13 protein-coding genes and 1 pseudogene are annotated in these 17,343 nt (G+C 70.5%); 5 read left to right on the forward strand and 9 right to left on the reverse strand.

The features are described 5' to 3' along the window. The first annotated feature begins 140 nt into the window (after positions 1 to 140). Both hslV and hslU read left to right on the forward strand, forming a co-directional pair. Positions 141 to 701 (forward strand): ATP-dependent protease subunit HslV, encoded by a 561-nt coding sequence (gene hslV, locus MCHT01_RS24105; RefSeq protein ID WP_067069878.1) that lies wholly within the window; start codon positions 141 to 143, stop codon positions 699 to 701. Next, positions 698 to 2,044 (forward strand): ATP-dependent protease ATPase subunit HslU, encoded by a 1,347-nt coding sequence (gene hslU, locus MCHT01_RS24110; protein ID WP_067069881.1) that lies wholly within the window; start codon positions 698 to 700, stop codon positions 2,042 to 2,044. The genes hslV and hslU overlap by 4 nt, the downstream gene beginning before the upstream one ends. A 94-nt stretch (positions 2,045 to 2,138) precedes the next feature. On the opposite strand, the gene MCHT01_RS24115 is transcribed toward hslU, so the two are convergent. Continuing rightward, entirely contained in the window at positions 2,139 to 2,645 is a 507-nt protein-coding gene (locus tag MCHT01_RS24115; RefSeq protein ID WP_067069884.1) for a hypothetical protein, read from the reverse strand. Positions 2,646 to 2,787: 142 nt separating this feature from the next. Further along, positions 2,788 to 3,015 (reverse strand): hypothetical protein, encoded by a 228-nt coding sequence (locus tag MCHT01_RS24120; protein ID WP_067069887.1) that lies wholly within the window; start codon positions 3,013 to 3,015, stop codon positions 2,788 to 2,790. Positions 3,016 to 3,152: 137 nt separating this feature from the next. On the opposite strand from MCHT01_RS24120, the gene MCHT01_RS24125 reads away from it, so the two are divergent. After that, a complete protein-coding gene (locus MCHT01_RS24125; protein WP_067069890.1) occupies positions 3,153 to 3,584 on the forward strand; it encodes a YybH family protein in 432 nt (143 codons plus the stop codon). A gap of 74 nt (positions 3,585 to 3,658) precedes the next feature. On the opposite strand, the gene MCHT01_RS24130 is transcribed toward MCHT01_RS24125, so the two are convergent. After that, the gene (locus MCHT01_RS24130; RefSeq protein ID WP_067069893.1) at positions 3,659 to 4,435 is read right to left on the reverse strand and encodes a type III pantothenate kinase; all 777 of its coding nucleotides are present in this window, start codon (positions 4,433 to 4,435) and stop codon (positions 3,659 to 3,661) included. 140 nt (positions 4,436 to 4,575) lie between these two features. Here MCHT01_RS24130 and MCHT01_RS24135 point away from each other — a divergent pair, with 140 nt between their 5' ends. Next, a complete protein-coding gene (locus tag MCHT01_RS24135) occupies positions 4,576 to 6,441 on the forward strand; it encodes a methyl-accepting chemotaxis protein (RefSeq protein WP_084453305.1) in 1,866 nt (621 codons plus the stop codon). A gap of 129 nt (positions 6,442 to 6,570) precedes the next feature. On the opposite strand, the gene cobA is transcribed toward MCHT01_RS24135, so the two are convergent. From cobA to MCHT01_RS24160, 5 genes and pseudogenes are all read right to left on the reverse strand, one after another. After that, the gene (cobA, locus tag MCHT01_RS24140) at positions 6,571 to 7,494 is read right to left on the reverse strand and encodes a uroporphyrinogen-III C-methyltransferase (RefSeq protein WP_369688635.1); all 924 of its coding nucleotides are present in this window, start codon (positions 7,492 to 7,494) and stop codon (positions 6,571 to 6,573) included. After that, positions 7,491 to 10,292: a nitrate reductase gene (locus MCHT01_RS24145; protein WP_067069896.1), complete on the reverse strand. Its 2,802-nt coding sequence runs from the start codon at positions 10,290 to 10,292 to the stop codon at positions 7,491 to 7,493. Before MCHT01_RS24145 ends, cobA begins: the two co-directional genes overlap by 4 nt. A gap of 13 nt (positions 10,293 to 10,305) precedes the next feature. Then, a complete protein-coding gene (gene nirD / locus MCHT01_RS24150; protein ID WP_067069899.1) occupies positions 10,306 to 10,686 on the reverse strand; it encodes a nitrite reductase small subunit NirD in 381 nt (126 codons plus the stop codon). A gap of 11 nt (positions 10,687 to 10,697) precedes the next feature. After that, positions 10,698 to 13,199, reverse strand: a complete 2,502-nt coding sequence (gene nirB, locus MCHT01_RS24155; RefSeq protein ID WP_067069902.1) for a nitrite reductase large subunit NirB — start codon at positions 13,197 to 13,199, stop codon at positions 10,698 to 10,700. Between the two features lie 239 nt (positions 13,200 to 13,438). Further along, a pseudogene (locus MCHT01_RS24160) lies at positions 13,439 to 14,641 on the reverse strand (MFS transporter); the annotation flags it as partial. Positions 14,642 to 14,985: 344 nt separating this feature from the next. Between MCHT01_RS24160 and MCHT01_RS27645 the strand changes: the two are divergent. After that, positions 14,986 to 16,362 (forward strand): type IV pili methyl-accepting chemotaxis transducer N-terminal domain-containing protein, encoded by a 1,377-nt coding sequence (locus tag MCHT01_RS27645; RefSeq protein WP_067069905.1) that lies wholly within the window; start codon positions 14,986 to 14,988, stop codon positions 16,360 to 16,362. 173 nt (positions 16,363 to 16,535) lie between these two features. Here the strand turns inward: MCHT01_RS27645 and MCHT01_RS24170 are convergent, their stop codons facing one another. Beyond that, positions 16,536 to 17,339, reverse strand: a complete 804-nt coding sequence (locus MCHT01_RS24170; protein WP_067069908.1) for an ABC transporter ATP-binding protein — start codon at positions 17,337 to 17,339, stop codon at positions 16,536 to 16,538. Positions 17,340 to 17,343: the final 4 nt, after the last annotated feature.

The raw sequence follows: 17,343 nt of genomic DNA on the forward strand, positions 1-17,343 counted from the left end.
ATGGCCCATCATCGGCATTCGCACACGCGGCGCGACAGCTTTTTTCTCACCTTGTGATTCGGCCCACGGATCCCACGTGTGCTGTTCGCGACCTTGACCGCCCCCGGGGCCAAGCGTCTCCGACCCTCAGGAATTCCGACATGTCCCAAGACCATTCCTCCCCGCTCCCGCCCTATCACGGCACCACCATCGTCAGCGTGCGGCGCGGCAACCAGGTCGCGATCGGCGGCGACGGCCAGGTGACGCTGGGCTCCATCGTCGTCAAGTCGACCGCGCGCAAGGTGCGCAAGCTCCACAAGAACCAGGTGCTGGCGGGCTTCGCCGGCGCGACGGCGGACGCGTTCACGCTGTTCGAGCGCTTCGAGGCCAAGCTCGAGAAGCACCAGGGCAACCTGGTGCGCGCGGCGGTGGACCTGACGCGGGACTGGCGCACCGACCGCGTGCTGCGGCGGCTGGAGGCGATGCTGGCGGTGGCCGATCGCACGGCCTCGCTGATCATCACCGGCAACGGCGACGTGCTGGAGCCCGAGCAGGGCATCGTCGCCATCGGCAGCGGCGGCGCGTACGCGCAGGCGGCGGCCAAGGCGCTGCTCAACCACAGCGAGCTGAGCGCGGTGGACATCGTCAAGCAGTCGCTGGTGATCGCCGGCGAGATCTGCATCTACACCAACGGCAATCACACGATCGAGGTTCTGGAATGAGCAGCAGCATGACCCCGCAGGAGATCGTTTCCGAGCTCGACCGTCACATCGTCGGCCAGGCCGACGCCAAGCGCGCGGTCGCGATCGCGCTGCGCAATCGCTGGCGCCGCCAGCAGGTGGACGAGAAGCTGCGCGGCGAGATCACCCCGAAGAACATCCTCATGATCGGCCCGACCGGCGTGGGCAAGACCGAGATCGCGCGCCGCCTGGCCAAACTGGCCGACGCCCCCTTCATCAAGGTCGAGGCGACGAAGTTCACCGAGGTCGGCTACGTCGGCAAGGACGTGGACAGCATCGTGCGCGACCTGGTGGACATCGCGGTCAAGCAAGAGCGCGAGCGCCAGATGCGCCTGCAGCGCACCCGCGCCGAGGACGCCGCCGAGGAGCGCATCCTGGACGTGCTGGTGCCGCCGCCCCGCTCCACCGGTTTCGCGGCGCCGGCCTCGGCCGAGCCCAGCGGCGAGAACACCGCGCGGCAGGTCATGCGCAAGCGCCTGCGCGAAGGATCGATGGACGACAAGGAGATCGAGATCGAGCTGGCCGAGGCCAAGCCCTCGATGGAGATCGTCGGGCCGCAGGGCATGGAAGAGATGGCGGAGCAGCTCAAGGGGCTGTTCTCGCAGATGGGCCAGGACCGCAAGAAGGCACGCAAGGTCAAGATCGGCGAGGCGATGAAGCTGCTGGTCGAGGAAGAGGCCGCCAAGCTGGTCAACGAGGACGAGCTCAAGGCCGCGGCGCTGGCGCATGCGCAGGACAACGGCATCGTCTTCATCGACGAGATCGACAAGGTCGCGACGCGCAGCGAGCACTCGGGCGGCGCGGACGTGTCGCGCCAGGGCGTGCAGCGGGATCTGCTCCCCTTGGTCGAGGGCACGACGGTCAATACCAAGTACGGGATGGTGAAGACCGATCACATCCTGTTCATCGCGTCGGGCGCCTTCCACCTGAGCAAGCCCAGCGACCTGATCCCCGAGCTGCAGGGCCGCTTCCCGATCCGGGTGGAGCTGAAGTCGCTGTCGGTGGAGGACTTCGAGGCCATCCTGTCGAGCACGCACGCCAGCCTGGTCAAGCAGTACCAGGCCCTGCTGGCGACGGAAGGGCTGACGCTGGAGCTGAGCCAGGACGGCATCCGCCGCCTGGCGCAGATCGCCTACGAGGTCAACGAGCGCACCGAGAACATCGGCGCGCGGCGCCTGGCGACGGTGCTGGAGCGGCTGCTCGACGACCTGAGCTTCGACGCGCACAAGCACGCCGGGAAGACGGTCACCATCGACGGCGCGCAGGTCGACGACAAGCTCGGCGCGCTGGCGCAGAACGAGGACCTGAGCCGCTTCATCCTCTGATGTCCGGTGGTTCGACGCCCCCACGCCGGGGGCCCGAAAGGGACGAAGGGCGCCGTGAGGCGCCCTTCCCGCTTTTGGCGCCGCGACGGCGCCCTTACTCGAACAGCACCTGCACCGTCAGGACGGGGGCCTCGTCGAGGCTGGCCTTGCATTGGCGGCCCAGCTCGACGCTGCTGAAGCCCGAGGACATCAGTTCGACCAGTTCCTTGGTCTTGTCGGCCGGGTAGCCCGGGACGATGCGCTGGATATCTTCCGCGCTGGCCTTGGGCGGGATGTTCTGCGGCGCGCAGACCAGCGTCACGGCCTTGCCGTCACGGGTGCCTCGCAAGCCTTTGGTGGTCTCGTCGTCGATGCCCTTGAGCACCAGGGCACCGTCGAGCTTCAGCTGGTAGACGTCGTGCGAGAAGCTGCCGCCGGTGACGCAGAGCTCGGCACGCAGCGCCTTGTCGGCGACCGTCGTCGGCACGACGACGCAGGCGGCCTTGCCGGGCGTGGGCCTGAGCGTGGGCACCGCGGCGGCGTCTTGCGCCTGGGCAGGCGCGGCCATGACGGCAACGACGGCGGCCAGCAGGGCGCCAAGCGCCTGGATCTTGTGGTTCATGTCTGTCCTCTCCTGTGAACTGCATGCGCCGAAGGGCGCGGCGAGGAGTATGGACAGGGATCTCGCCCCGACCGGACGCCGACCCGGCGCCCGCGGGCAATCCTTCACGAGGACGACTGCCGCGTACGGCGGACGCCGACGCTCAATGCCCGCCGTGGCTGTCGCTGAAGTCGATGTCCCAATTCGTCGTGTCGCGGTGTCCGTCGGGTTCGCGTTGCCGGCTCCAGAGATAGAGCCACATCACCAGGGCGATCAGCGACAGCGCGAAGATCAAGGGATAGACCACCGAGGGCAGGATCTTCGGTGAGCGCACGTCGCTGGGCATGTAGGACGCCCAGGCGACGAAGAGGACGACGAGCAGCGATCGCATACGGGGCGAGTATCAGCGGTAGAACCGCCTCGGCGGGATGACATCGTCCCCGGCAGACCGCCCGATTCGGGAGCGTGTCGATCCGAGCCACGCTCGATCGTCGTCCTGCACGACCTCGTCCACACCAGGAGCCCGTCATGTCCCTCGATCCCGTCCACGCCTTCCTGCGCGACTACGCCGCGGCCGTCCACGATCGCGACCTGGAGCGCTTCATGGCGCTCTACGCCGACGATCTGCAGGTCTTCGACAGCTGGAGCACCTGGGAGCACCGCGGCGCCGATCCCTGGCGCCAGATGGCGGCGGCGTGGTTCGGGGGTCTGGGTGACGAGCGCGTCCGGGTGACCGCGAGCGAGGTCGTGAGCTGGGTCGACACCCAGGTGGCGGGCGGCTCGGCGACCTGGGAGTTCGCCGCCATCGACCCGTCGGGCAAGCCACTCCGCTCGATCGAGAACCGCCTCACCGTGCTGCTGCGCAAGAACGGCCCGCAGTGGCGCGTCGTGCATCAGCACACCTCGGTGCCGATCGACTTCGGCACCAAGCACGTGGCGCGGCCGTCGACGCCGACCTGACCCCGCATTCGGCACGCGCCACGGGTCCGATGTCGAGGGCGGACGATGCGCCCGCCGCCGCCGGCCCGCGGCGCTCAGAGCGCCAGACGGTGCGCCTGCAGCGCGAGCAGGCCGTCGAAGATCAGCGAGTCCACCAGCTCGTGCGGGATGTCCAGCGCGGGCGAGACCTTCCAGCCCGCGCCGCCGGTCATCAGCGTGACCGGCTCCTGGCCGCAGCGCTTGACGATGTGGCGATGCATGCGCTCGATCGCGCCGGTGATGGCGTAGTTGCCGCCGCTGGTGAGCGCGTCCGAGGTGTTGGTCGGGAACTCCCGCACCTCGCCCGTGGGCACGCGCAGGCCCGCGGTGCCGCCTTCCAGCGAGCGCAGCATGATCCCGTGCCCCGGCAGGATCAGCCCGCCGAGGAAGCGTCCGTCGGCGTCCAGCGCATCCACCGTCACCGCCGTGCCCACCATCACCACCAGCGCCGGCCGGGGCGAATGGCCGCGCAGCCGCGACAGCACGTGATGCCGCGCGCCGATCAGCGCGACGAAGCGGTCCGCGCCCAGGCGACCGGGATGGTCGTAGCCGTTGGTGACGCCGCCGGCCTGCGTCGTCGACGCGACCCAGCGGGTCTCCAGGTCCCAGAGCTCCATCTGCTCCTCGACCCGGTGACGCATCCCGTCGCCGGCCACGTTGCAGCCCAGCATGGTGCCGGGTACCGGCAGCTGGGCCCAATCCGTCTCGGCCAGCTTCTCGACGTTCTCGAGGAACTGCGCGCCGTGCGCCAGCATCGCGCTGCCAGGCTGGGGCCCCGCGTAGAGCGCCCACTTGAGCCGGGTGTTGCCGATGTCGATCGCCAGAAATGTCATGGTTCGAGGGGTCTGCGAGGGACTGGGCGGCAGGTTAGCAGTGTTTATCCTCAAGCCGGTGCGGGTTACGGCCGATTTAGGATGAGATGCAGTCTGGTCGCACCATCCCGGGGCGACACCTGCCACAAGACAAGGCTCCGATGAAGTTCTCCATCGCCACGCGACTCTGGATCCCCGTCGTCGTCATGGCCACCATGACGGTGGTGATGTCGCTGGGGGCCGCCTCCCGCACACGGGCCCTGCTCGTCGTCGCCCAGGCGACACAGGAAAAGCAGCAGCAGCGTTTCGAGCTCGCCCTGCGCTGGCGCGGCTTGACCGAGGCCAACGCCAGCCGCGTGCAGGCCGGCCTGGCGGCCAACGACAACGCCGTGGCCGACGCGATGAAGGCGGACATCGCCCGCACCACCGAATCCATCAACGAGGTGCAGAAGCAGCTCGAGGCCCTGGCGGAGACGGACGAGGACAAGGCCGCGATGGCCAAGATCGCCGACCGCCGCAAGGACTACATCGCGGCGCGCAACGACGCGTCCAAGCTGAAGTCCGGCGGCGACGTCGAGGGCTCGCATGCGGCGCTCAGGCAGAAGGTGGTGCCGGCCATCGACCAGTACCTGGCCGCGCAGCAGGACTTCGTCACGCTGCAGCAGGGCAAGTCCGCCGCGCTGCGCGAGGCGGCCGGCGCCGAGCGCATGCGCACCGTGTGGGGCGTGGCGGGCGTGATGTCGCTGATCGTGGGACTGCTGGCGCTGGCCACGGCGTACTTCGTGCGGACCATCTCCGCCCCGCTGAAGTCGCTGGTGTCGGAGGCCGAGCGCATCGGCGAGGGCGACCTGTTCCACGTCGACCGCGAGTACCGTGCCGACGAGATCGGGGACGTGCAGCGCGCGCTGGCCGCGATGAAGAGCGCGTTGCGCAAGGTGATCCGCGAGGTGCGGGCCAGCGCCGACGGCATGCAGACCGCGAGCCAGGAGATCGCCAGCGGCAACCAGGACCTGAGCGTGCGGACCGAGCAGACCGCGTCCAACCTGCAGCATGCGGCCTCGTCGCTGGCGCAGCTCACGGGCACGGTGCAGCAGAGCGCCGACAGCGCGCGCACCGCGAATCAGCTGGCCGGCAGCGCCGCCGAGGTGGCGGAGCGCGGCGGCACGGTGGTGTCGGAGGTCGTGGGCACGATGGTGCAGATCGACGACTCGGCCAAGAAGATCCACGACATCATCGGCACGATCGACGGGATCGCGTTCCAGACCAACATCCTGGCGTTGAACGCGGCCGTCGAGGCGGCGCGCGCCGGCGAGCACGGCAAGGGCTTCGCGGTGGTGGCGTCGGAGGTGCGGTCGCTGGCGCAGCGCAGCGCCACGGCGGCGCGCGAGATCAAGGCGCTGATCGGCGACAGCGTGGCGAAGGTGGAGACCGGCTCGCAGCTGGTGCGCGACGCCGGCGCGACGATGACGGAGATCGTCGCGAGCGTGCAGCGGGTGTCGGACATCATCGGCGAGATCAGCGCCAGCACGGTGGAGCAGAGCCAGGGCATCGGGAACGTGAACGGCTCGGTGGCGCATCTGGATCAGATGACGCAGCAGAACGCCGCGCTGGTCGAGGAATCGGCCGCGGCGGCGGAGTCGCTCAGCGAGCAGGCCCGGAAGCTGGCCGCGCTGGTGGGGCACTTCAAGGTGAGCGAGCCCAAGTCGGCGGGCGGCGTGGCGGCAGTCGCGGCGCCAGTCGTGGCGCCAGTCGCGGCGCCAGTCGCGGCGAAGGCCGCGATGCCGGTGAATTCGGGCGCGAGGGCGCCGATGGCGACGACGCCGGCGAAGAAGGCCGCAACGACGACCGCGAAGAAGGCGGTCATCAAGCCCGCGACCGCGGCGAAGCCGTCGACCGCGAAGGCGCCAGCAGCGAAGCCTGTCGCACGCGCCACGCCGAGCGCGGCACCGGCGCCCAAGGCGGCACCTCCGGCGCCTGCTGGACCGAGCGCGACGTCAGCGCCCGGAGATGATTGGGAGACGTTCTGACGAGGTCTCGCTGCATGCGACGGCCCTCACCCCAACCCCTCTCCCACTTCATGGGAGAGGGGCTCCTTTGCCCCTCGCCCGCTTGCGGGAGAGGGGTTGGGGTGAGGGCCGTTGAAGCTACGCAGAGCCTCAGGCCGTCTTCGCCAGTCCCCTTGCCTCCTCAATCGCCCCGTCCAGCGCGACCTCCTCCCGCCACCGCGCGGACAGCGCGACAACCTCCCCGATCACCAGCAGCGCCGGGCTCATCATCCCTTCCCTGGCGACCGCACCGGCCAGTTCCTCCAGCGTCGTGAAGCACTCGCGCTGCCTCTGCGTATGCGCCGCGCTCACGATCACGGCCGGCGTCGCCGCCGCCAGTCCGCCCGCCTGCAGAGCCTTGGCGATCGCCGCGGCGCGCGTCAGGCCCATGTAGACCACCAGCGTCAATCGGCTGCGCGCCAGCGCCTCCCAGTCCGGCGCGATCCCCCCATCGCCGTTGTGCCCCGTCACGAAGGCCACGCCCGGCGTGCAGCGCCGATCCGTGACCGGCACGCCGACCGACGCCGGCGCGGCGATCCCCGCCGACAGGCCGTTGATCACCTCGACCTCGATGCCCGCCTCCCGCAGCGCGTCGACCTCTTCGCCGCCGCGACCGAACACGAACGGATCTCCGCCCTTCAGCCGCACCACGCGCGCCCCCGCCTTCGCCTCGCGAATCATCAGCTCGTGGATGAAGCGCTGTTCCGTCGATACGCAGCCCCCGCGCTTGCCCACGCGCAGCACGCGCGCGGTCGGAGGCAGGCACTCGAGCACGCGCGCATCGACGAGGTCATCCGTCAGCACCACCTCCGCCTGCTCCAGGCGCCGCAGCGCCTTGACCGTCAGCAGCTCCGGATCCCCCGGCCCCGCGCCGACGAGCGCCACCCTCGGACGGGCCGGCTCGCGCGCCCCGTCCGCATCGCGCATGGCGCGGCTTCCGCGGCCAGCCTCGGAGCTGGCCGCAGGACGGGCATCCCGGCGGATCTCGGCGTCGGCGACGCGGCGGGCATCAAGGCGGGCATCCATCGTGTTCATGTCGCTTCCTTCACTTCCTGGGAGACCGTCATCGCCGCCACCGCGGCGGGCGCCGCGTTCACGAGACGCCGCAGCGCCGGCAGGCAGGAGCCGCATTGCGTGCCGCAGCGCAGCTCGCCCTGCAAGCCCGCGAGGCGCTCTTCCGGCGATCCCGCCGGCTGTCGCTGGAGGCAGGCCGAGATGGCGTCCTCCCGCACGTTGAAGCAGTTGCAGACCTGCGGACTCGCGGGCGTGCCGGGTTGATCCGCGTCCGGCGCGAGCAGCCGCCGCCCGAAGGGCATCACCGGCGAGCGCTCGCGCCACAGCGCGTCGAGCCATGCCCCTTCGCTGCCCTCGCCCACGCGCAGCAGCGATTCCAGGCGCGCCTGCGCGCCCTCCCCGTCCAGCCGCAGCGAGCGGCTGCGTCCGCGCCGTCCATCGGCATACCGCAGCACGCCGACGCCATTGAGCCGCAGCACCGTCGACAGCGCCTGCACCACCGGCGCGGGGGGAGCCTCGGCGAACGCGAGCTCCAGGCTCCAGCCTTCGAACGCCTCCTGCGCCGGTCCCGGCAGGCAGCAGGCGTACTCGGCCTGATCCATCAGCACCCGCAGCTGGGCGCGCAGCGCGGCGCCCTCGCCCGGCCGCACCCAGGCCGCGCCAAAGACCCGCCACGGCAAGCGCACCGCCTCCACCGAGATGGCCGCGAACTTGAGCTCCGGCTGCCGCGCGTCCGGACAGAAGGCCGGCTGCGTGAGCGCATTGACGCCGAGCTGGCCGCGTCCGCCCAGGAACTCGCTGCCCCAGTGCATCGGCAGCCAGGCGCGCTGCGGGCCCACGCGCTCGTCCGCCCGCAGCGGCACGATCAGCGGCCCGCGCCGCGACTGCACCCGCACCAGCGCGCCCGGCTCCAGCCGCCGCCGCGCGATGTCCTGCGGATGCATGGACAGCGCCGGCGCCGGCTCGCCGGCGAAGAGCCGCGCCACCGTGCCGCTGCGGCTCATGCCATGCCACTGGTCGCGCAGGCGGCCGGTGTTCAGCGCGATCGGGTACTTCGCGTCCTGCGTCTCCGCCGGCGGCACGAAGGGCTTGGCGATGAAGCGCGCGCGGCCGTCCGCATGCGCGAACAGTCCGTCCTCGTAGAGCCGCGACTTGCCCGCGCTCGCGCCCTCGGGCCAGGGCCATTGCCGCGGCGCCTCCTCGATCAACGCGTAGCTGAGCCCACCGATGTCCAGATCCCGGCCGCGCGTCGCCTCGCGATGCTCGATCCACAGCTGCTCGGCCCGCTCCCACGCGAAGAGGCTCGCCTTCCCCGGTCGCAGCACCGCTTCCATCCGCTGCGCGACGTCGCGCACGATGCGCCAGTCCGCGCGCGATTCGCCGGCGGGTGGCAGCACCGCGCGCACGCGGCTGATGCGACGCTCGCTGTTGGTGACCGTGCCTTCCTTCTCCGCCCAGGTCGTCGCCGGCAGCACGACATCGGCGAACTCCGCCGTCGCCGTGCCGGCGAAGGCCTCCTGCAGGATGACGAGCTCGCAGCGCCGCAGCGCCTCGCGCACCAGCGCCTGGTCCGGCAGCGACTGCGCCGGATTCGTGCACGCGATCCACAGCGCCTTGATCTCGCCGCGCGCCGCCGCCTGGAACATCTCCACCGCGGTGCGGCCGGGCCGCTCGGGCATCGCGTCCACGCCCCACAGCGCGGCGACCTCCGCGCGATGCGTCGCGTTGCCGGGGTCGCGATGACCGGGCAGCAGGGTCGCCATGCCGCCACTCTCGCGCCCGCCCATCGCGTTGGGCTGCCCGGTCAGCGAGAACGGCCCCGCGCCCGCGCGCCCGATCTGACCGGTCGCCAGATGCAGGTTGATCAGCGAGGTGTTCTTGGCCGCGCCGCTGCTGCTCTGGTTCAGCCCCATGCAGTACAGCGACAGCGTCGACGGCGACTGCGCGAACCACTGCGCGGCCTGCAGGATCTGGTCCTCCTTGAGCCCCGTGAGCCGCGCCGACTCGCTGGGCGTCATGCCCCGCACCAGCGCCTTGAGCGACGCGAACCCGGCCGTGTGCCGCTCGATGAAGGCGGCGTCGATCCACCCTTCCCAGATGCAGGCGTGCAGCATGCCGTGGAACAGCGCCACGTCGCTGCCGGGCCGCAGCGCCAGATGCAGGTCGGCGAACTCCGCCGTCTCCGTGCGGCGCGGATCGACGACGATGACCTTCATGTCCGGTCGCTCCGCATGCGCCGCCTCGATGCGCCGGAACAGGATGGGGTGCGCCCACGCGGTGTTGGCGCCGGCGATGAACAGGCAGTCCGTCCGCTCCAGGTCCTCGTAGCAGGTCGGCGGTGCATCCGCGCCCAGCGACTGCTTGTAGCCCACCACCGCCGAGCTCATGCACAGGCGCGAGTTGCTGTCGATGTCGTTGGTGCCGACCAGCCCGCGCGCCAGCTTGTTGAAGGCGTGATAGTCCTCGGTCAGCAGCTGGCCCGAGACATAGAAGCCGATCGCCTGCGGGCCGTGCTGCGCGCGGATGGCCAGCAGCTGATCGGCGAGGCGCCGCGTTGTCGTGTCCCAGTCCTGCGGCTGCAGCGCTTCCTCGCGCGTGGGCCGCCAGGCCGGGCGCAGCAGGCGTTGCTCGCGCCTCACCAGCGGCGTGGCCGTCAGGTGCAGCGTCGAGCCCTTGGTGCACAGCCGGCCGAAGTTGGCCGGGTGGTCGGGGTCGCCGCGCAGGCCGACGACGCGCGAGTCCGCGCCCTCGCCCGCCGTCTCGATGAGCACCCCGCAGCCGACGCCGCAGTACGGGCAGGTCGATCGCGTTTCGGCCATCGTGGCGCCCCGCTCAGCAGGCCACGCGGGTGCAGGGCCCGGCTTTGACCGGCGGCAGGTCGATGCCCACCGTGTCCAGCTCATGGCGGTCCAGCAGCACCTGACCGTCCTCGACCTTGACCTGGAACACGGGCGTGCGGCCCTCGTCGGGCTCGCGCGCGCAGCCGTTGTCCAGCGCGATGGTCCAGTTGTGCAGCGGGCAGGCCACCGCGTTGCCGAAGACGATGCCCTGACTCAGCGGCCCGGCCTTGTGGGGGCAGCGGTCCAGCAGCGCATGGACGCGATCGTCGGCGGTGCGGAACAGCGCCACTTGCGGGCCCTTCTCGCGGGACACGCGGCGCGAGCCCAGCACGGGGATGTCGGTGACGGCGCAGATGGTGATCCAGTGGGTCATGTCGTTCCTCCTCAACCCAGGACGCTGGCGACCGGCTCGAACTGGCGCACGTCCACCTGCGCCTTCGCGAACTCGAACCACGGATCCGGCTCCCCGTCGAGCGCATGCTGCAGCTCGGCCCACAGGGCCTGGCGACCCTCGTGGTCATCGAGGATGCGCCGCTTCACATGGTCCAGCCCGACGCGACCGACGTAATGCACGGTGCGCTCGAGGTACCAGCCCTCCTTGCGATACAGCTGCATGAAGGCGCCGGTGTATTCCATGACCTCCTCAGCCGTCTTGAGCTTCACCAGGAAGTGCGCGACCTCGGTCTTGATGCCGCCGTTGCCGGCGACGTACATCTCCCAGCCCGAGTCCACGCCGATGATGCCGACGTCCTTGATGCCGGCCTCGGCGCAGTTGCGCGGGCAGCCGCTGACCGCGAACTTGACCTTGTGCGGCGCGTACATGCGCCACATCGCGCGCTCCAGATCCTTGCCCATCTGCGTGCTGTCCTGCGTACCCATGCGGCACCACTCGGAGCCCACGCAGGTCTTCACCGTGCGCAGCGCCTTCGCGTAGGCATGGCCGCTGGGCATGCCGATGTCGCGCCAGACGTCGACCAGATCCTCTTTTCGCACGCCCAGCAAGTCGATGCGCTGGCCGCCGGTCACCTTGACCGTGGGGATCTTGTACTTGTCGACGGCGTCGGCAATCCGACGCAGCTCATCGGCGGTTGTCTCCCCGCCCCACATCCGCGGGATCACCGAGTAGGTCCCGTCCTTCTGGATATTCGCGTGACTGCGCTCGTTGATGTAGCGCGATTGCGGATCGTCCACCGCCTCCTTGGGCCAGGACGAGATCAGGTAGTAGTTCAGCGCGGGACGGCAGGTCGCGCAGCCGTTGGGCGTCTTCCAGTTGAGCCGCTCGAAGACGTCGCCCATCTTCACCAGATGTTCCTTGAAGATGGCGTCGCGCACCTCCTGGTGGCTGAGCTCGGTGCAGCCGCAGACGGCCTTCTTCTTCGGCGTGGCCGAGTAGTCCCCGCCCGCGGTGAACATCAGCAGCTGCTCGACCAGGCCGGTGCAGGAGCCGCAACTGGCGCTGGCCTTGGTGTGCTTGCGCACCTCCTCCAGCGTGAACAGGCCCTTCTCCTTGATCGCCTTGCAGACGGCGCCCTTGGTCACGCCGTTGCAGCCGCAGACCTCGTCGCTGTCGTCCATCGCCGCGGCCTTGTTGTGGCCCTGGTGACCGACGTCGCCGATGTTGGACTCGCCGAACATGAGCTTGTCCCGGATGTCGGCGATCTTGCGGCCCTCGCGCAGCAGCTTGAAGTACCAGCTGCCGTCGACGGTGTCGCCGTAGAGGCAGGCGCCGACCAGTTGATCGTCCTTGATCACGAGCTTCTTGTAGACGCCGGCGAAGGGATCGCTCATCACGATCTCCTCGGTGCCGTCGCCGCCCATGAAGTCGCCGGCGGAGAACAGGTCGATCCCCGTGACCTTGAGCTTGGTGCTGGTCTGGCTGCCCAGATAGCGGCCGATGCCGAACTGCGCCAGGTGATTCGCGCAGACCTTGCCCTGCTCGAACAGCGGCGCCACCAGGCCGTAGGCGATGCCGCGATGCGCGGCGCATTCGCCCACCGCGTAGATGCGGGGATCGGTGACCGTCTGCAGCGTGTCGGTGACGACGATGCCGCGATGGCAGTGCAGGCCGGCGCTTTCGGCCAGCGCGGTGTTGGGGCGGATGCCGGCGGCCATCACGACCAGGTCGGCGGGGATCTCCTCGCCGTCCTTGAAGCGGACGGCCATCACGCGGCCATCCTTGTCGCCGATCAGCGCCTCGGTCTGCGCGCCCATGCGGAAGCGCAGGCCGCGCTCCTGCAGCGACTTGCGCAGCAGATCACCGGCCTGATCGTCGAGCTGGCGTTCCATCAGCCAGCCGCCGATGTGCACGACCGTGACCTGCATGCCGCGCAGCATCAGGCCGTTGGCCGCCTCCAGGCCCAGCAGGCCGCCGCCGATGACGACGGCGTGCTGGTACTTGGTCGCCGCCTCGATCATCGTGTTGGTGTCGGTGATGTCGCGGTAGCCGATCACTCCCTCGAGCTCCTTGCCGGGCACCGGCAGGATGAAGGGGTTCGAGCCGGTGGCGATCAGCAGGCGGTCGTAGTCGGCCACGGTACCGTCGTCGGCGATCACCTGGCGCTTCACGCGATCGATCCTCGTGATGGTCTTGCCCAGGTGCAGCGTGATGCCGTGCTCCTCGTACCAGCTGAGCGGGTTGAGGATGATCTCGTCCAGGGTCTGCTCGCCGGCCAGCACCGGGCTGAGCAGGATGCGGTTGTAGTTGGGATGGTGCTCGGCGCCGAAGACGGTGACGTCGTAGAGATCGGGGGAGATCTTGAGCAGCTCCTCCAGGGTACGGACGCCGGCCATGCCGTTGCCGACCATCACGAGCTTCATCTTCTTGAGCGGGATCGGTGTGGTGGAGGCCGTCGCCGACAGCGGCGCGAGTTCGGTCGGGGCATTCATGCGGCACGCTCCTGGGGGAAATGAAGACCCTCACCCCCGCCCTCTCCCGCAAGCGGGAGAGGGAGTTGACTGGGGATGGGGGCGGTGGCGGGGCGGGAGCCCGGAAGACCCTCTCCCCTGCCCTCTCCCGCAAGCGGGAGAGGGGGCAAGACGGGGGACAGGGGGGCGGTGATCGGGTGGGGAGTCGCGGGAGAGGTGGCGGGCGAAGTGGCGGGCGAGGTCGACTCGTCGACCACGTGGGCGCGGCCGCCATCGGTGGCCCAGGTGCTCGTCCAGCGGCGCTGCATCACGCGCAGCACGCCGAGCATCACGAGCGCGAAGCCGGCGAAGGCGACGAAGCCCCAGGCGTAGGTGCCGGCCGTCTGCTTGGACAGGCCCATCAGGTTGGGCACCGCGCCACCGCCGAGGGCGCCGATCTCGCCGATCATGGAACCCGCCACCGCGGTGGCCGCGGGCCAGCGCAGCGGCACCAGCTGGAACAGCGCGCCGTTGCCCGCGCCCAGACCGGCGAAGCAGATCACCAGCAGCAGCGTCGTCAGCGCGATCGAGCCGTTGGCCGGTCCGATCAGCAGCAGCGAGACGGTCACCACGCCCAGCACGGTGGTCAGCGCGTTGACGCCGCCCCAGCGGTCCGACAGCGCGCCGCCGACCACCCGCACCGCCGCGCCCATGAAGGCCGCCAGCATGGTCAGTTGCCCGGCGGCGACCTTGGAGACGCCGAACTGGTCGTGGTAGTAGGTCGGCAGGAAAGTGGTCAGGCCGATGAAGCCGCCGAAGGTCACCGCATAGAGCAGGCTGAAGGCCCAGCCGTCCTTCTCGAACAGGCAGGCGACGTGGTCGCGCAGGCCGGTGTGGCGTCCGACGTCGGGCGGCTCCTTGGCGAAGACGATCATCACCCCCATGGGCACGGCGATCGCGGCGGCCGCGATCGCGTAGACGCTCTGCCAGCCCAGCCACTGCGCCAGCGGCGGCGCGACCAGCACGGACACCGCGGTGCCGACGTTGCCCGCGCCGACCAGGCCCATGGCCAGGCCCTTGTACTTCGGCGGGTACCAGCCCGAGCCCAGCGACATCGCCACGCCGAAGCTGGCGCCGGCGATGCCCAGCAGCACGCCCATCGCGAGCAGGTCGTCGTAGCCGTCGACCATGAAGTAGCCGTAGCTCATGGCCACGGCGATCAGCGCCATCTCCACCAGCGTCGCATTCTTCCTGCCGATGTACTGGGAGAGCAACCCCAGCGGGAATCGCATCAGCGCGCCGGCCATGATGGGGATGGAGAGCATCAGGCCCTTCTGCGCGGCGGTGAGCTGGTAGGCCTCGCTGATGAAGGGCGCGAGCGCGCCGTTCAGCACCCAGATGCAGCACGAGAACGCGAAGTACAGGAACGCGGCGCCGAGGGTCGGGGCGTGGCCTGATCTCAGGAAGGTGCGGAACGCTGCCATGGCGGAAAGGCTCTGGTGAAGCGGAACGAAAAAAGGCCGCGATCAGCACCGGGCTGGTCGTGGCCTTCAAGCGGTGCCGATGTCGCGGGACGACCTCGGCGGCGATGACACCGCCGGGGCGGTGTCGGAGATCGCGGGGACGAGGCCCCGCGGGAGCGCGGCGCGTCGTTGCGCCACGGGCTCTCTTTCGCAAGTCGCGTGCCAGATGGCCGCGGTGCGGCGAGGTCGGCCGCCTCGCCGGCGTCGGCCGAGCACTGGACGGGCGATGGGCTTATGCTGCGACGCCCCCGCGCGGCGGCACGATCCGTGCGCGTGGGATCGTGTGTCTTCCCTCTGTAGCGACCATGTCCGAGCCGACCGCGCCCGCCGCCGCTGACGCCCTCTCCGCCGACGACGACCTGCCCCGCCGCGTGCTGCGGCTGGGCCCGGCGCCGCGTCCGGCCGCGGGCACGGGATCGGCCTCGCCGCACTGGATCGCGGCGTCCGTGCACCAGCCCGGACGCGACAGCTTGGTGCGCGCCGCACAAGAACAGGGGGCGCAGGCGCTGCTGTTGATTCCGGATGAGACGGCGGTCGGCGGCGATGCCGGGCTGGGCTTGGCCACGGGCCAGGCATCGGCCTCGGGGAGCCCCGGTTCGACGGGCGCGGCGCTCGATGGCTGGCTGGATGCGCTGGAGGCCGCGGCGCTGGCCCTGCCGGTCGTGTGCGTGGCGCCGGGCGGCACGGCGGCGCAGCGGCGCCGGGCGGCCGGGCTCGGCATCCAGGTCTGGCTGGCCTCGATGCCCGACCCCGACGCGCTGCATTGGCAACTCGGCTGGGCCGTCGCGCTGAACGAGCGCCAGGCCGCGCTGCGGGCGCAACTGGACGACCGCAAGTGGACCGAGCGCGCGAAGGGCCTGCTGATGTCGGCGCGCGAGCTCGACGAGGACAGCGCCTTCCGTCTGCTGCGCGAGGCGGCGATGCACGCGCATCTCAGGCTGGGTGAGGTGGCGCGATCGGTGGTGCATTCGGCGCAGCTGGCGGAGGCGGTCAACCTCGCCGGCCAGCAGCGGATGCTGAGCCAGCGCCTGGTGAAGCTGATGGCGCAGCGTGCGGCCGGCATCGAGCCCAAGCGCGCGAAGACGCTGCAGGATGAGTCCTGCGCACGTGTGACGGCGAATCTGGCGAGATTGCCGGGCTTGCTGTCGGCGCAGGCGGCGCCGGGGCCGGACCTGGAGGGCATCCTCGAGGCCTGGAGGCGCTTGGAGCCGCTGCTTGTGGGGAAGCCCAGCGTGGAGGCGCTGGTCGCGGCGGACGATGCGGCGCAGGACCTGCTGGGCCGGTCCGATGCGCTGGCGACGGCGCTGGCCGCCAGCGGCGCGGGCAAGCCGCTGCAGGTGGTGAACCTCTGCGGTCGGCAACGGATGCTGAGCCAGCAGCTGGCCAAGGAAGCGCTGCTGGCGGACCTGCTGCCAGGACGGGATCCGGGGGGGCTGCTCGACAGCCTGGATCGCTTCGCGGCGGGACTGGCGGCGCTGGAGGCATCGCCGCTGTCGAGCGACGCGATCCGCGCGCTGCTCGCGGAAGTGAGCGCGGAGTGGCTGCGATTGATGCGGAGCTTGCGCGACGCCCATGGCCGCGAAGCGGCCGGCGGCCTGGCCCGCAGCAGCGAGGTGCTGCTCGATCGGCTGGATCTGCTCACCGGGCACTATCAGCAGAGCTTGCAGATCATCTTGGGGTGAGGGCTCTCGCTGCCTGCGACGGCCCTCACCCCCGCCCTCTCCCGCGCAGCGGGAGAGGGGGCCACCGGCACCGCGCATGCCCGCCGGCTCTCTCCGCTGCGCGCGCCTTTCCCCTCTCCCGCTACGCGGGAGAGGGAGGGGTGAGGGCGGTGGCAGGCAGCGAGCCCCAAGACTCAAGCCGCCCGCGCCTCCGCGTGGCGATGCCGCGTGTAGAGGAAATCGATCACCGCCTTGCGCGCATGCACGTAGTTCGGATCCTCGGCGAGCGCCACCCGATCCCGCGGCCGCGGCAGCTCGACCGGCAACACCTGCCCGATCGTCGCCGCCGGCCCGTTGGTCATCATCACGATGCGATCCGACAGCAGCACCGCCTCGTCCACGTCGTGCGTGACCATCACCACCGTGCTGTGCGTCGCCGCCACGATCTTGAGCAGCTCATCCTGCAGATGCGCCCGCGTCAGCGCATCCAGCGCGCCGAAGGGCTCATCCATCAGCAGCACCTTGGGCGCCATCGCCAAGGCCCGCGCGATGCCCACCCGCTGCTTCATCCCGCCCGAGATCTCATGCGGCCGCTTGAACATCGCATGACTCATGCCCACCAGATGCAGCGCCTCCTCGGCGCGCGCCATCAGCCTCGGCTTGAGCTCGCGCCCGCCGAAGACCGACTCGACCGCCAGCAGCACGTTGTCGAAGCAGGTCAGCCAGGGCAGCAGCGAGTGGTTCTGGAACACCACCGCCCGCTCGGGCCCGGGTCCGGCGATCTCGCGCCCGTCGCACAGCAGCCCCCCGCCGGTGGGCCGCAGCAGCCCCGCGATCAGGTTCAGCAGCGTCGACTTGCCGCAGCCCGAGTGGCCGATCAGCGTCACGAACTCGCCCTTGGCGATGTCCAGGTCGATCTCGCGCAGCGCATGGAAGCGGCCCTGGCGGGTCGCGAAGACCATCTCGGCCTGCTGCACACGGATGAACGGCGTGTTCATGGGG

The sequence above is a fragment of the Mitsuaria chitosanitabida ATCC BAA-476 = NBRC 102408 genome, from assembly GCF_001598255.1.
Classification (GTDB): domain Bacteria; phylum Pseudomonadota; class Gammaproteobacteria; order Burkholderiales; family Burkholderiaceae_C; genus Roseateles; species Roseateles chitosanitabidus.